Here is a 15,489-nt window from a genome sequence, read left to right on the forward strand (position 1 = left end):
CAGCGCAGGATCGGCTCGTCACCGAGCCGGGCCGATCCTGCCGAGAAAGCGCCGTTATCCGCTCTTGCGGCAGGTGATGTCGCCGGGTGCGGTCAGGTTCTCGAAGTAGGCGATGACCGGCTTGTCGACACAGTCGACTCCGTGCAGGAATCCGCCGTGCTCGGCACCGTCGTTCGTGATGAGCGAAGCGTGCAGTGCGTGAGCCAGATTCACCCCGCCCTGGTACGGCGCTACCGGATCGCCGGTGGTCGCGACGACGACAACCTTTGGCAGACCGTCGATTCCGGATATCTGATGGGGCTGACTGGTTGGTTGTGTGGGCCAGAACGCGCAAATATCCAGTGGCGCTTGGCCTTGGAAGCGGCCGGTGTCGAACAACGGTGCGGCCGCGAGGCTGAGCTTGTACTCTTCGGCGGCCTTCGTTCGATCCGTCGTGCGCGGTTCGTCGAGGCAGAGGGTCGCGTGCTCCGCAGTGCGGTCGACAATGTGGCGGAACACATCCGACAGTTCGAGCAGGGTATCGCCGTTGCCGCCGGTCAGTTCGCGCAGTCCCGCGGTGAGTTTCGGCCATAACTGCTGGGCGTAAAGCGAATCCACCGTTGCCGACAGCCCATTCAGATAGTTCAGTCCCCGCGAGTCTCGCGTTGCCGCAGGGTGATCCAGCAGCGGGTTGATCAGCTGACGGAATCGGTCCGTCGCCGCGGTGCCGTCGGTGCCCAGCGGACAGTCGCTCTCCCGAACACAGCTGTCGGCATATACCTGGAACGCCGATTGCAACGCCGCATTGGTTTTGACGGGATCCAGGATCCGGGCCGCCGGATCGAGGGAGCCGTCCAGTACCAGGGCGCGCACCTGCTGCGGGAAGCGTTCGGCGTAGCTCGAGCCGACACGCGAACCATAAGACACGCCAAGCGCATTGAGCTTATCGCCACCGAGTGCGGATCTGATGATGTCCAGATCCCGGACCGCCTCGCGGGTGCCGAGATGTCCGAGCAGTTCGGTGCCCGATTTCGCGACACAGTCGGCGACATAGTCGCGATTGTCCTGCTCGGACCGTTCGATCCCGGACGGCGACATATCCGTCATCGCGCGCAGCTGATCGGCCTCCAACTGCTCCTGCGAGGAGCAGTGCACCAGGGGAGTGGATGCGCCGAGCCCACGCGGATCGAAGCTGACGACATCGAATTTCGCGCCGAGCTTCGATTTCCCGAAGTCCGCGGTGATCCCGAGCCCGGGCTGGCCCGGACCACCCGGGATCAGGACCACCGCCCCGGCCCGCTGCCCATGCGCGACCATCCGCGAAACGGCGATCTGCGCAGTATTACCTTCGGGCTTGTCGTAATCGATCGGCACCTGCACCCGCCCGCACTGCATCCCGTTACCGGGATCGTTGATGCCCTCGAACCCGGCGCACGACCCCCACTCCACCCGCTGGCTGTAATACTTGCCGAGGTCCGGTTCCCCTCGCATGCCTTCCTGCGCGGCGGCGCACCCCGCGACCAGCACACCGCAACCGAGCACTGCCAAGAGCCGCATTTTATGCGCGCCAACGGATCTCATCGAACTCCCCCTCCTGGTTAAGCCGAAACTCTCACCACCCTAACGGTCCACCGTTTCCCAGAACGAGCGAGTTTCGTGGATGTGCCTAACATCAGGGGCCGAACAATGCAGTGCTGAAAAGAGGGCAGATGCCGCGCCGAGACCGTCCGTTGGCGGGGGACAACGGGCCATTGATGCAGTTCGCGGCCGATCTGCGGCGGCTTCGGGAGAAGGCGGGCAAACCGACCTATCGACAGCTCGGCCAGCGGGCACACTACTCGGCCGGAGTGCTGTCGACCGCCGCGAACGGTCTGAAGCTGCCGACGTTGGCGGTGACCCTTGCCTATGTGGATGCCTGCGGTGGCGATACCGAGCAGTGGCGGGCACGGTGGTTCGAGGTGGCGGCGCTGCTGGCCGGTGAAAAGGAGCCGGACCGCGAAGACGACCTCGACCGGAATGGCGATTGTCCGTACGTCGGGCTGGCGGCGTTCCAGATCGAGGACGCGGGAAGGTTTTTCGGCCGCGAACAGTTGATCGACGATTTACTGAAAAGGCTCGCCGCGCGCCGGTTCGTCGCGGTATTCGGCGCGTCGGGGGCGGGAAAGTCGTCGCTGCTGCGGGCCGGGCTGATGCCGCGGTTGACCGATGCGGTGTTGTTCACTCCCGGACCGCATCCGTTGGAGGAGTGTGCGATCCGGCTCGCGGCGGCCGTGCACGCCGAGCCGGGGCACTTGTTCGAGGAATTCACCGCCGATCCGCGGAATCTGCATCGCAGAATGCGGCAATCGGGCCGAGATTTCGTGATCGTCGTTGATCAATTCGAGGAAATATTCACCGTCTGTCACGATGTGGTCGAGCGTGAACAATTTCTGAGCGCGTTGCTTACCGCGGCCACCGCGGAGAACGCCGTCTGCCGAGTCGTCATCGGCGTGCGCGCGGATTTCTATGCCCACTGCACGATGTATCCGGCACTGGTGCGGTTGCTGCCGGACGCTCAGGTCGCGGTCGGCCCGATGAGCACCGACGAACTGCGCCGCGCCATCGTCCAACCCGCGATCGACGCCGGCTGCACCGTGGAGGGCGCCTTGCTCGCGACGCTGACGGCGCAGGCCGCCGGGCAGGCCGGGATCTTGCCACCGCTGTCACATGCCCTGCGCGAGACCTGGCGGCGCCGACGCGGAAACACCTTGACCCTCACGGGTTTTCAGGCCGCAGGCGGTATCGAGGGTGCGCTCGCCCAAACCGCCGAGGCCCTCTATCACGATCTGGATCCGCGCAGACAACCGCTCGCCAGACAGCTGCTGACCCGTCTGGTCGAACCGGGTGAGGGCACCGAGGACACCAAATGCCGGATCCGCCGCGATGAGCTCGACCCCGACGATCCCGACACCGACCTGGTGCTCGCCCGGCTCGCCGAGTCCCGCCTGATCACCCTCGACGCGACCACCGTCGAGCTCGCCCACGAATCGCTGATTCGGGCCTGGCCGCGGCTGCGGGAGTGGCTGGCCGAGGACCGTGAGGGACTGCGCACGCGCCGCAAGCTCACCGAGGCGGCCGCCGCCTGGGTGGAGCTGGGCAAGGAAGCGCACGCCCTCTACCGCGGCACGCGGTTATCCGTCGCGCGCGAATGGGACGCGCGCGCCAACCCCGCACTGACCCGGCGCGAGCGGGAGTTCCTCGATGCGAGCGCCGCCGCGCAGGACCGCGAACGCGTTGCGGCGCAACGCCGTACCCGGCGCCTGCGGCAACTGCTCGCACTGCTCACCGTCGCGCTACTGGTGGCCGTCACCTCGACGGTGTGGGCGGTTCGAGCCGAGCGGACGGCCGCCCAGCAACGCAATGCCGCACTGTCGCGCCAGGTCGCGCTGCAGGCTCAGGCGTTGGCCGCGGGCAATCCCGCGCTGGCGGCTCAACTCGGTCTCGCCGCCTATCGGCTGGCGCCGACCGCGCAGGCGCGGTCCACCCTGCTCAGCATGTTCGGCACCTCCTATGTGACCCGATTGACCAGACACACCGACCGGGTCGAATCGGTGGCATTCAGCCCCGACGGACGCCTGGCCGCCACCGCCAGCGCCGACCACACCGCCCGCCTGTGGGATATCGCCAACCCCCACCAGCCGATCGGCGCGGCGATCCTCTCCGGCCACACCGGACCTGTGAAATCGGTCGCCTTCGGCCCCGACGGTCATCTGCTCGCCACCGCGGGCGACGACGGCACGGTGCGTATCTGGGACATCACCGACATTTCGCAGCCGATCGGGCTGGCGACCACGACCGGGCACACCGGCGGTGTCTTATCGGTCGCGTTCGGTCTCGACGGACGCACCATGGCCACCGCCGGTCGCGACGGCGCCGCCCGCCTGTGGGATATCGCCGACCCGCGCCGGCCCACCGAACTGGCCACGCTCACCGGCCACCGCGACAGCGTCGTCGCGGTCGCGTTCAGCCCCGACGGGCGCACCGTCGCCACCGCGGGCGATGACGGCACCGCTCGACTATGGGATATCACCGACCCGCACCGGCCGATCGGCCGGCCGCCACTCACCGGTCACACCGATCGCGTCGCGGCGGTGGCGTTCAGCCCGGACGGGCATACCCTCGCCACCGCGGGTTACGACCGCACCGCCCGGCTGTGGGACGTCACCGATCCGCAGCGGCCCACCGAACTCACCACCCTCGCCGGGCAGACCGGCCTCCGATCGGTGGCGTTCAGCCCCGATGGACACACCATCGCCACCGCGGGCGAGGACAACACCGCGCACCTGTGGGATATCACCGATCCGCACCGCCCGAGCGAGACGACGGTGCTGCGCGGCCACACCGGAGGCGTTGTCTGCGTGGCGTTCAATCGCGACGGGCACACCCTGGCCACCGCCAGCGACGATTACTCCGCCCGCCTGTGGGATATGCCCGAGCCGATCCTCGCCGGGCACACCGACGCCGTCCTGTCGGTCGCGTTCGGGCCGGACGGACACACCCTGGCCACCGGCGGGGCGGACCGCACCGCCCGGCTGTGGGATGTCGCGGACCCCTACCGGCCTCGTGCCATCGACACCGTGACAGGTCCGATCGACAAGGTATGGGGAACGGCCATCGGACCCGACGGGCACACCCTGGCCACCGCCGGTGAGGGGGCGCCGGGCAGCGACACCGCCCGGCTGTGGGACGTCACCAGACCCGCGAACCCCACCCCGATGGCCCTGCCCAACCACGGCGACCACGTGTACGCGATCGCCATCAGCCCGACCGGCCGCACGCTCGTGACGGTCGGAGAGGATACGAACCTCGAACATCACGGCACATTGCGGCTGTGGGATATCAGCAACCCCCGTGAGCCGGTCGAATCAGCACTCGTATCCCTCCCCGGGGAAACCGGCTACTCGGTGGCGTTCAGTCCGGACGGGCGTACCCTCGCCACTGGAATCGGTTATCGCACAGCACGATTGTGGGACATCACCGACCCTCGACGACCGGTCGGCACGGCAGTGATCCCCGGCCACACCGGCACCGTCGAATCCGTGGCCTTCAGCCCCGACGGCCGCGTCCTGGCCACCGCCAGTGCCGACCACACCGCACGCCTGTGGGATGTCACCGACCGGAGCCACCCCACCCAGTTGGCCGTGCTCGCCGGCTACACCGGCGTCGTCCGATCGGTCGCGTTCAACCGCGACGGGTCGATACTGGCCACCGGAACCGCCGACCACACGGCCCGCCTGTGGGACGTCACCGACCCGCGCCACCCGAGCGAATTCGCCACTCTCACAGGACATACCGACGCGCTGCGCGCCATCGCCTTCAGCCCGGACGGCCGCACCCTGGCCACCACCAGTGACGACCACACCGCACGTCTGTGGAGCATCGACATCGAGCGAGTCGCCACCCGCATATGCGAAATCGCCAATCCCCGCATCACCCGGTCCGAATGGGACCAATATCTTCCCGACGTCGGCTACCGGCCGCCATGTCCATAACCCGGCAATCGAAACCGGCTGTCTCACAACCAGTTTCGAATTCCGAGGGGTATCGACCTATCATTGGAACAGTGTTATAAGCCGTCCGTCGACAAGGTTGGGGTTCGTACGATGTCCAAAGGTTCTAGGCGCGCCTATCGAACCGGGCTCTCGCACGACCTCATCATCGACGCCGCCGTGGCGCTCACCGTTGAGCGCGGGCTCGACGGTTGGAGCATGCGTGACCTCGTCGCCCGCCTGGACACCTCGCTGTCGGTGATCTACCACCATGTCGGCGATCAGGAGCGGGTCCGCGCGGCCGTCGTCGAGCGGGTCTATGCCCAGATGGATCTGGCGATCGGCGAACCGAACTGGCGGCGGCTGCTGCACGGGGTGCTGACCGCGATGATCGACCACCTGGCGGAATATCCCGGTGTCGCGGCGTGGCTGATGCGCAACGGCCCCCAGTCCGAACAGCTTGTCCCGCTGCTCGACGCGGGTATGACGCGGATGCTGGAGGCCGGGTGGGGTGAAGAAGCGGCCGCCGCGTACTCCGTTGCGTTCAACTCCTGTCTCGGCCTGATCGCCCTCGCCGACCAGCATGTGGTCGGCGGCGGCCCCGACGCGGGCCTGCCCGGCCTGCGGGAGATGCTCGGCTCGCATCCGTCGGCGGGTGCGGGCGCCGAACAGATGCGGCGAATGGTCGAGCGGTTCACCGGGCCGGACACCGAGCGCGCCGCGGCGCACCGCGAATACTGCCGCTACGCGCTCGACCGCGTGTTGGACGGGCTCGAGCTGCGGTTGAACCAGCTCACGAATGCGGGGATCGGCGCACCCTGAGTCCGCGCCTCCCGCCGTGCCGTGCGCCCACCCGTCCAGCGGGTCGGGTCGCTGTGGGCAGTATCGGTGCGTCGGGAGCCGAGCCGATCCGATCGCAGTCGGGAAGGCGAGTCAAAAAGGCGCTGCGCCAACGGCTTACCGCGTACTGAGGGACTTTCACATCGCCATTGCGGTCGCCGGTTCGCCAGGTACACTCCAAATTGTAACAGTGATCTAATGTGCGCCTGGGGGTCCGATGAGCACAGCGGTGATGGAGTCGGATGTGGCCGAGCGGGCGCGGGCGAAACCGAGCGGATTGGGCGTGGTGCTCGCCCCGGTCCGGCTCCGGCTCGCGCTGGCCGCGGTGCTGCAGTTGATCGCGGCGCTGGCCGGGTTGGCGCCCTATATCGCGGTCGTCGAGATCGCGCGCGAATTCCTCGGCCGGGCCGCGGTGGACCGCGGCGCGGTATGGGTCTGGGTCGCGGTGGCGGCAGGCGGATTCGTCGTCCGCACGGTGTGCTCGACCTGCGCCTACCTGATCAGCCATATCGCGGATGCCGATGTGGGACTGCGGATCCGGCGCACGATGGCCGAACACCTCGGCCGGGTTCCGCTGGGCTGGTTCACCGAACGCAGCTCCGGGCGGGTGAAGCGGGTGCTGGCCGACGATGTCGCCTCGGTGCACCACGCGGTCGCGCACGTGATCAACGATCTGGTCGCCGCAGTGGTGACACCTGTTGTGGCACTTGGCTATTTGTTCATACTCGATTGGCGTCTCGCGCTGATCTGCATCGCGCCGCTGATCGTCTGGTTCGGCCTGGTGGCCTACATGATGCGCGACGAAGGCGCCCGGGTGGCCCGCTGGAGCGCCGAACTGGACAAGGTCAATGCCGCGGTCGTCGAATTCGTCGACGGCATCGCGGTTGTCAAGGCGTTCGGGCAGGCGGGACGGGCCGAGGCTCGGTACCACCGCGCCGGTGACGATCTCGCCCATTTCCTCAGCGAGTGGGCCGGTCCGATGCGCCGCATCGACGCGCTGGCCTCGATGATCATCTCGCCGCCGGTGCTGCTGCTCGCCGCGCTCGGTGGCGGGGTGTGGCTCGGCACCGATCCGGCCGCGGTCATCGCATTCGTCATGTTGGCCGTCGGGCTCGGCGCACCGGTGCTGGCGCTCGGCTTCGGCGCGCAGGCCATGCAGGTCGCCACCGATGCCGCCGGGCGAGTGGCCGAATTGCTCGCCACGCCCGAACTCCCGCGCCCGGCGCGTCCGCGCGAACCGGATGGCGCTCGCATCGAATTCGATTCCGTGCGTTTCTCTTACGACGGACGCACCGCCGTGCTCGACGGTATCGACCTGGTGCTGGAGCCGGGGACGGTCACCGCGCTGGTCGGCGCGTCCGGGTCGGGCAAGTCGACGCTGGCGCGGCTGCTGCCGCGATTCTGGGATGTGGACGCGGGCGCGGTGCGGATCGGCGGCGTCGACGTGCGGGAGCTGTCCGAGCGGGACCTCTACCGCCGGATCGGTTTCGTCTTCCAGGAAACGGCCTTGCTGCGCACCAGCATTCGCGAAAATATCGCACTCGGCCGGCCCGAGGCGGACTCCGCCGATGTGCTGGCGGCGGCCCGCGCCGCGCAGATTCACGAGCGCGTCATGGCGCTGCCGCGTGGCTACGACAGTGAGATCGGTGTCGATGCGCAACTGTCCGGCGGTGAGGCGCAACGGATTTCGATCGCCCGCGCGATCCTGGCCGATGCGCCGGTGCTGGTGCTCGACGAGGCGACGGCCTTCGCCGACCCGGAATCCGAAGCGGCGGTGCAGGATGCGCTGTCGCGGCTGATCACCGGGCGGACCCTCTTGGTGATCGCGCACCGCCTCAACACAATTCGGGGCGCGGACCGCATAGTGGTGCTTTCGCACGGCCGGGTGGCCGAGGCCGGACGGCACGGCGAGCTGCTCGCCGCGGGCGGGACATATGCGCGGATGTGGGCGGCACAGTCGGCGGTAGTGGAGGAATCGGCATGATTCGCAAGCTTTTTCGCATCATCGGCCCCGAGGATCGGCCGCGGTTCGTGCGCTGGATCGGGCTGATCGTCGCCTTCTCGGTGCTGCAGGGCATCTGCATCCTGATGGTCGTGCCCGTGCTGCGCCCGCTGCTGAACGGCGACCGGGACGGCGCGCTGCCCTGGCTCAGCGCGCTCGCGGCGGCCACCGCGATCACCGGCGTGGTGTTCTTCGTGCAGGCCGTGCACGGCCAGCGCATCGCCGACGCGCTGCTGCTCGGCATGCACCACCGGGTCGGCGATCATCTCACGCGGCTGCCGCTGGGCTGGTTCGGCAGCGAACGCACCGGCCGGCTGACCCATTCCATGTCGCAGGGGACGGCGAACATCATCGGCGTGCCCGCACATCTGATGCAGCCGGTGATCAGCGGTGCGCTGACACCCGCCGTCGTGGCCGCGGGCATGTTCTTCTTCGATCCGCGCCTGGCCGTCGCGCTGGTGGTCGCGGGATTGGTGCTGCTGGCGACGCACAACTGGGCCCAGACCGCGATCGCGCGCAGCTTCGGCGCGATCGATCGGGCCGCCGTCGAGGCGGCGGGCCGGGTGGTGGAATTCGCCCAGTGCCAGCCGGTGCTGCGGGCTTTCGGCCGCACCGGCACCGGAAACCGGCTGCTCGACGGCGCGCTGGTCGGGCAGCGCCGCGCATACGACGAGATGAACCGCAACGCCGTCGCCGCGCTGCTGGCGTTCTCCGTCGCCGTGCAGGCCGCGTTCATCGCGCTGATCGCGGTCGCGGTGGCGCTGGCGCTCGGCGGTTCGCTCGACGCCGCCGCACTGATCGCGCTGCTGGTGCTGGTCACCCGGTTCGTCGGTCCGCTGATCGAGATCGTCGATCACGCCGCCGCGCTGCGGATGGCCTCCGAGGATATCGATCGGATCGATGAGGTGCTCGCCGTCCGACCGCTGCCGGAAGGCGACGCGACCGGGCCCGCGACGCCGGGCGAGGTGAGCTTCCACGGCGTGTGCTTCGGCTACGGCGACCGGAAGGTGCTGCGGGACATAGATTTCCAGGCGCGGCCGGGCACGTTGACCGCGATCGTCGGACCGTCGGGTGCGGGTAAGACGACGCTGCTGCGGTTGGTCGCGCGCTTCTGGGATGTCGACGCGGGCATGGTCCGGGTCGGCGGCACCGATGTGCGCGACCTGTCCACCGACGCGTTGATGAGTCAGCTGGCCATGGTGTTCCAGGACGTCTACCTGTTCGACGACACCATCGAGGCCAATATCCGGCTCGGCCGCCCCGACGCGACCGGCGGCGAGGTCCGCGAGGTGGCTCGGCTGGCGCGGGTGGACGAGATCGTCGACCGCATGCCCGACGGCTGGAACACCCGCGTCGGCGAGGGCGGAGTGAGCCTGTCTGGCGGTGAGCGCCAACGGGTTTCGATAGCCAGGGCGCTGATCAAGCAGGCGCCGATCGTCCTGCTCGACGAGGCGACGGCGGCGCTGGACCCGGATAACGAGGCCGCGGTCGCCGCGGCGATGCGCGCGCTCGCCGCGCGGCGCACCCTGCTCGTCGTCGCGCACCGGTTGCACACCGTCGCGACGGCCGATCAGATCCTGGTGCTCGACGGCGGTGGAATCGCCCAGCGCGGAACGCATTACGAGCTGATCGACCAGCCGGGTCGGTATCGTGACTTCTGGCGGGAACGGGAAAAGGCGCAAGGGTGGCGGTTGACGGTATGAAACCGGAAAGCTCGTCCGATGTGGTGGCCGAGCCAGTGGTCGTACGGCAGGATTTTCTCGCGGCGATCAGACCCGTCGAGTGATGCCGCGCAGAACTATAATCCGGCGGAGATCTGAAAAGGGTGATGTGTGCGAACCATCGATACCCCGGTTACCGATCCGGTGACATTCGGCGTGCTCGGATGCGCGGATATCGCATGGCGGCGGACCATTCCGGCGTTGCTGGCCGAGCCGCGCATCCGCCTCGTCGCGGTGGCCAGCCGCACGGCGGAACGAGCGGGCCGATTCGCCGATCGATTCGGCTGCGCCGCCGTGACCGGCTACCAAGAATTGCTGGAGCGGCCGGATATCGAGGCGATCTACCTGCCGCTGCCGGAAATGCTGCACGCGCGCTGGATCGAATTCGCGCTCGCGGCAGGCAAACACGTCTTCGCCGAGAAGCCCATGACCACCGACGCCCGAAGCACCGCGGACCTACTGCGACTGGCGGACAAGGCGGATCTGGTGCTGCTGGAGAATTACCCCTTCCTGCACCATCCGCAGCACGCGGAGGTGCGTCGGCTTCTCGATGACGGTGTGCTCGGTGAATTGCGTGGTATGTCGGCCACCTTCACCATTCCACCGAAGCCGGATACCGATATCCGGTACCGTCCGGATCTCTCCGGCGGCGCATTCCGCGATATCGGTGTCTATCCGATCGGGGCGGCACTGCATTTCCTCGGCCCCGACCTGGAAACCGCCGGAGCGGTATTACGGCAGCGAAACCGTGATATCACCCTCGGCGGCAGCGTGCTGCTGCACACCCCGGCGGGTGTCACCGCTCAGGCCACCTTCGGCATGGAGCATACCTACCGTGCCGAGTACGAATTGTTCGGAAGCGTCGGGTCGTTGCGGCTCGACCGTGCCTACACGCCACCGGAAACCTGGCAACCGGTGATCCGGGTGCGCCGCCAGGATCACGATGAGGAGTTCACCCTGCCCGCCGCTCACCAATTCGCCTATTCCGTAAGGTATTTCGCGCGTGCAGTGCGGGGTGAGGTCGACACCGAACCGTATCGCGCGTTCACGATGCGGTTGGCGCGTCTGCTCGACGACATTTACGAGCGGGCGCATCGCATCCCATGCTGATCGGCAGCTGGACCTTGCTGATCGGCCACGGCGGCCAGCTGCTACTTGTCGGCTCCGATGGCTTGGCCGAACAGGGCCCGTACCGCGGTCGGTATGAGATCCAGTGCGGTGGGGAGGAAGTCGGCGTCGGTCAGTACGGAGGTCGGGCTGCTGATCGCGCAACCGGGTTGTGCCGGTTGGCCGTTCAGTCGGTCGCGTAGCCAGTTGAACGCGCCGGGGATTTGAGCTCCCGCGCCGGAGATGTGTTCGGCGAGAAGTTCGCGGACATAGGTGACGCTGGGTGCGCCGTCGTGACAGTACTTGTCGACGAGCCGGTCGACGCCCGCGTTGGGCAGGATTTCGTCGTATTGGGCGTGATAGAGGTAGACCGGCACCGAGGGGGTGTGCTGGCCGAGGGAGTTCTCGGCGATTATTCGTTGCACGATGGGGTTGTCCAACGGGTTACCGCCGTGGAATGCGGCCAGGTAGTTGTAGAACGGGAAGAACGCCGAGCCTATGGGGTGGCACAGCAGCAGTTTCGAGCCGAGCAACAGTTGAGTCGGCAGGTCGAGGTTGTCCCGCAGTAGCTGCATGAATTCGGGGTATTCGTTGGCGAGGCCGGCGAAGACGCCCATGATCAGCCCGGTGTAGGTGCCGTTGTTGTTGTGCTGCAACGCGGTTGTGTAGTCGGCGGCCGCGATGCCGCCCGCAGCGATCCCGACGATATTCAGTTCCGGTGCGTAGGTGTCCTTGATCTCGGCGGCGAACGAGGTCGGTACGGTGCCGCCGGAGTACCCCCACAGCGCCGCGGGGGTCTGCGGCCCGGAAAGCTGTGCGGGCTCGAAACTTTCGACCGCACGGATGCCGTCGAGGGTGGTCTGCGCGTTGAGCACCGAGGTGCCGTAGGAGGAGTTGGGGCCCTCATAATCGGGCAGCGCGACGGTCCAGCCCTGTCCGAGCCCGGTGGCGATCGGGAAGAAAAGTTCGAACGCGTTGACGTAATCGAAAGGGATGGAACCGGCTTGGACCACATAGGACGGCGCGCAGTACTGGGCGGCGCTGTCCTCGGCGATCTGGTACGACAGCAGCTTGCGCCCACCCTCCGGTCGTCGCCCGCGCGGTTTCAGCACCGTGGTGACCGTCGAGATCGCTTGGCCGAAGGTGTTGGTGGTGCGGTAGAGCAGCTGCCAGGCGTCGGCGTTCAGTTGTGCGAAACCGAACATCGCGGGGTGAATTTCTCTGGCGCGCAACACTTGTCCAGGTGCGGCGGCGGCAACGACGTCGGCGGGCGGCCGGTAGAACTCGTCGAATTCCGGGGGCAGGGTGAGCGCAGGCGGTTGCTCTATGCCGGGCGGAGCCTGTGGATCCGCAGTGGCCGTGAGATGTGCGGTCAAGGGCATCAGGATGCCGAGTGTGGTTGCGGCGGCGAGGAATCGGCGCCAACGATGCCGGCGGCGTTGTCTCATCGAAAGCTCCTTGTGCGCGGTGGAAGTCGATTCACCGTCTCAGGAATGAGTGGTCTCGGTCACGGTGCACGCGCCTAGAGATCGATCGACATCCTTGTGCGCACGACGGGATCGGCTGATTGCAAGCCAGCTACTAATGGCGAATTTCCGTACTAGCGAGAATGTTTGGTTGATTCGAGAAATACCGGGTTGTTTGCTGTGCACGCAGCTGAATCGACAAGTGGTTCGGTCGAGTTACATTCACACATGAAGGTTTTGACGCCGACGCGCGGACGGCGAGCAAGGAGAGCGATGCGGCACACCGTCAAACCGTTCATCGGATTCGCACTGTTCGCGCTCGTTTCGATCCTGGTGACAGCGTTGGTGTGGAATACGTTGGCACGCAACGTAACCGGTGACACCACCAGATATACGGCGACTTTCACCGACGTACTCGGTCTGCACGAGGGTGACGATGTGCGGGTGGCTGGCGTGCGGGTCGGCAAGGTCGAGGCAATCGGACTGGCCAGGGATGCCCAACGCCGGAAGACGGTGGCCAGGGTGACCTTCGTGATCCAGCGCGACCAGATGATCTATGACGACACCAAAGCCCTTGTGCGATACCAGAACCTGCTCGGCCAACGCATTCTCGCACTCGCCCCCGGCCACACTCCCGGTGCGCTGAGGTTGCGCGAAACCTTCGTCCAGGCTTTACAAGGCGACGGAGTCTCGGTGAGCGCGTTCATCACTCAGGCCGTGACACTGGCCGACGACTTCCATCGACGGGACGAAGTCCTGTCCGGCGTGATCGCCGACCTCAGCGGCGTGATGCACGGATTGGCCGGCCGCAGCGACGAATTGGAGACCCTGGTGACCCAGACTCGCGCACTCGTCAGCGGCCTCTACGAACAGGGGCAGACCCTGCAACGGTCCACCACGCGGATAGCCGATGCCACGTCCTCGATGATCGGCATGATGGACCGGATCGAGCCGAAACTACGGGAAACCCAGAACTCGACCAGTGCCGCATTGGCACTGCTGCTGGCCAACGGAGCCGAGCTCGATCGGGCCGCCATCGACCTGCCCGATGTGCTCGCCCATGCCGGGAACAACGCGTCCAACGGCGGGTTCGCCACCGGCTACCTCTGCGGTCTGGATATCTCTCTGTGCGGCGTGCTGTTCCCGCGCGGGATGTTCTCGCAGATCGGTGGCGACTCACACTCCGCGGTCTGCCGCCCGTAGCGGAAACGAGCGGCGGCGCGGGTGCCGCCGAAGCGGACCCGCGCCTGCCGTGATGATCAATCCAGCGGCCGGATCTGGTTGACGCCGATGGTGTAGCCGTTGGGGTCCTTGAAATACATCAGGCGGCCGAATTCGAATTTCTCGTCCTTGACCACCTCGACGCAGTCGATGATCGAGTCGATGAATTCATCGGCATTGTCGAGGTTGAGGTAGAGCCAGCCGGAAAAGGTGTGAAATCGGTGCGCTATTGCGGCGCGGCGATATTGAGGCAGATCGGGGTGCCCTCCGGATCCAGCACGATGGTCCATGGTTGGTGGCCCGCCCAATCGGGATCGGCGCCGGGCTGGAAGTCGGGCAGGGTGGCGCCGAGTTCGACGGCGCGGGCGGTGGCCGCGGCCAGATCGTCGACCGCGAGGTCGAAGTGGACGCGTTTGGGGTGGCCGGGGTCGTCGGGCCAGCGTGGGGGAGTGTGCCCGGCGACCGCGCCGAAGCACAGGGTGGTGTGCCCGTCGCCGACCATCGCGTAATCGGCGTCGCTGTGGTAGATCTGCCAGCCGAGCAGTCGGCTGTAGAACTGGGCCAGCGTCGGCGGATCCGCCGCATCGATGGTGGTGCAGGTGAAGGAAAGTGTTGCGGTCACGGGTATCTCCTGTTCGTTGTTCACCGCGACGGTCAGGCCGGTTCGATCGCGATGCCGAGTTCGATGAAGGCATTGCTCATGGTCGAAACTCCTTGCTGGTTACGGGCGTTCGAGTAGCCCGAGGCTGTTACCGCTGGGGTCGGTGAAGAAGGCGTACGCGCCGCCGGAGGCAAGAGATGTCTTGGGCTGGAAGGTTTTTCCGCCGGAGGCCGCGATATCGTGCAGCGTGGCTTCGATATCCGGGGTTTGCAGCAGCACCACCGGTTGGCCGACCTGGTAGAGCGGGCGGGCGGGTCCGGCGGCCGGATCGTCGGCCAGGGCGATGCCGATATCGGGTCCGGTCCCACTGGTGAGGATCGGGTAGCCGGGTGACTGTTCTTTCAACCGCAGCCCGAACAGTTGCTCGTAGAAGCGGCGGGTGCCGGGCACATCGGGTGTCGAAATGGCAACCAGCGTAGCGGGATTCGGCTTGCCGACAGCGATCGCCGGATTCGTGGCACCGGGCGCGGACCGGGTCAGTGCGATCGTATTGCCGACCGGATCGGTGAACATCGCGTAGGAGCCGCCGACCGAGACCGCCGTCTCGGGCTGAACCACCTTGCCGCCCAACGATTCAGCGCGCGTCAGCGTCGCCTTGATATCCGGGACGCCGAAGAACACGATGCTTTTACCGATCCGATACAGCGGCTCCAGCTTGCCCGCCTCTGGATTGCCGAGCATCGCGATGCCGATGTCGGGTCCGTTCCCGGCGGACAGGATCGGGTAGTTCGGGTAATCGGCCTTCAGCGTCCAGCCGAAGGAATGCTCGTAGAACGCTCGGTCGCGGGGGACGTCGGCCGAGGTGATGTCGATCAGCGTCACCGCGGGTCCGGTCGCGGCATCCGGCCCGGCCGACCGATGGCCGGGTGCAACCAGTGCCGCGATGATCGCCGCCGCCGCGAGCACGGCCGTGACGGCAATCCAACGCCAGCGTCTGGTTGCAAAACGTTCGCCAGTCATGCCC

General features: G+C 67.0%; 10 protein-coding genes. 6 read left to right on the forward strand and 4 right to left on the reverse strand.

The window, feature by feature from the left end; genetic code table 11:
* Window positions 1–54: 54 nt before the first annotated feature.
* Window positions 55–1,521, reverse strand: a complete 1,467-nt coding sequence (locus tag F5544_RS11125; protein WP_238847432.1) for an alpha/beta hydrolase — start codon at window positions 1,519–1,521, stop codon at window positions 55–57.
* Between the two features lie 167 nt (window positions 1,522–1,688).
* Here F5544_RS11125 and F5544_RS11130 point away from each other — a divergent pair, with 167 nt between their 5' ends.
* The 5 genes from F5544_RS11130 to F5544_RS11150 all read left to right on the forward strand — a co-directional run bounded on the left by F5544_RS11130 (window position 1,689) and on the right by F5544_RS11150 (window position 11,180).
* Window positions 1,689–5,510 carry a hypothetical protein gene (locus F5544_RS11130; protein WP_167473116.1) on the forward strand — a complete coding sequence of 1,274 codons (3,822 nt, stop codon included), beginning with the start codon at window positions 1,689–1,691 and terminating at the stop codon, window positions 5,508–5,510.
* Between the two features lie 111 nt (window positions 5,511–5,621).
* Entirely contained in the window at window positions 5,622–6,329 is a 708-nt protein-coding gene (locus tag F5544_RS11135; protein WP_167473117.1) for a TetR/AcrR family transcriptional regulator, read from the forward strand.
* Window positions 6,330–6,564: 235 nt separating this feature from the next.
* A complete protein-coding gene (locus F5544_RS11140; RefSeq protein ID WP_167473118.1) occupies window positions 6,565–8,331 on the forward strand; it encodes an ABC transporter ATP-binding protein in 1,767 nt (588 codons plus the stop codon).
* Window positions 8,328–10,052 (forward strand): ABC transporter ATP-binding protein, encoded by a 1,725-nt coding sequence (locus tag F5544_RS11145; RefSeq protein WP_167473119.1) that lies wholly within the window; start codon window positions 8,328–8,330, stop codon window positions 10,050–10,052. Before F5544_RS11140 ends, F5544_RS11145 begins: the two co-directional genes overlap by 4 nt.
* A 129-nt stretch (window positions 10,053–10,181) precedes the next feature.
* Entirely contained in the window at window positions 10,182–11,180 is a 999-nt protein-coding gene (locus F5544_RS11150; protein ID WP_203217536.1) for a Gfo/Idh/MocA family protein, read from the forward strand.
* Between the two features lie 41 nt (window positions 11,181–11,221).
* Here the strand turns inward: F5544_RS11150 and F5544_RS11155 are convergent, their stop codons facing one another.
* Window positions 11,222–12,625 (reverse strand): lipase family protein, encoded by a 1,404-nt coding sequence (locus F5544_RS11155; protein WP_238847190.1) that lies wholly within the window; start codon window positions 12,623–12,625, stop codon window positions 11,222–11,224.
* Window positions 12,626–12,916: 291 nt separating this feature from the next.
* Between F5544_RS11155 and F5544_RS11160 the strand changes: the two genes are divergently transcribed.
* Window positions 12,917–13,846: an MlaD family protein gene (locus tag F5544_RS11160; protein ID WP_167473120.1), complete on the forward strand. Its 930-nt coding sequence runs from the start codon at window positions 12,917–12,919 to the stop codon at window positions 13,844–13,846.
* A gap of 244 nt (window positions 13,847–14,090) precedes the next feature.
* Here the strand turns inward: F5544_RS11160 and F5544_RS11165 are convergent, their stop codons facing one another.
* Both F5544_RS11165 and F5544_RS11170 read right to left on the reverse strand, forming a co-directional pair.
* Window positions 14,091–14,486 (reverse strand): VOC family protein, encoded by a 396-nt coding sequence (locus F5544_RS11165; protein ID WP_167473121.1) that lies wholly within the window; start codon window positions 14,484–14,486, stop codon window positions 14,091–14,093.
* 99 nt (window positions 14,487–14,585) lie between these two features.
* Window positions 14,586–15,485 carry a VOC family protein gene (locus F5544_RS11170; protein ID WP_167473122.1) on the reverse strand — a complete coding sequence of 300 codons (900 nt, stop codon included), beginning with the start codon at window positions 15,483–15,485 and terminating at the stop codon, window positions 14,586–14,588.
* Window positions 15,486–15,489: the final 4 nt, after the last annotated feature.

Source organism: Nocardia arthritidis (genome assembly GCF_011801145.1).
GTDB lineage: Bacteria > Actinomycetota > Actinomycetes > Mycobacteriales > Mycobacteriaceae > Nocardia > Nocardia arthritidis_A.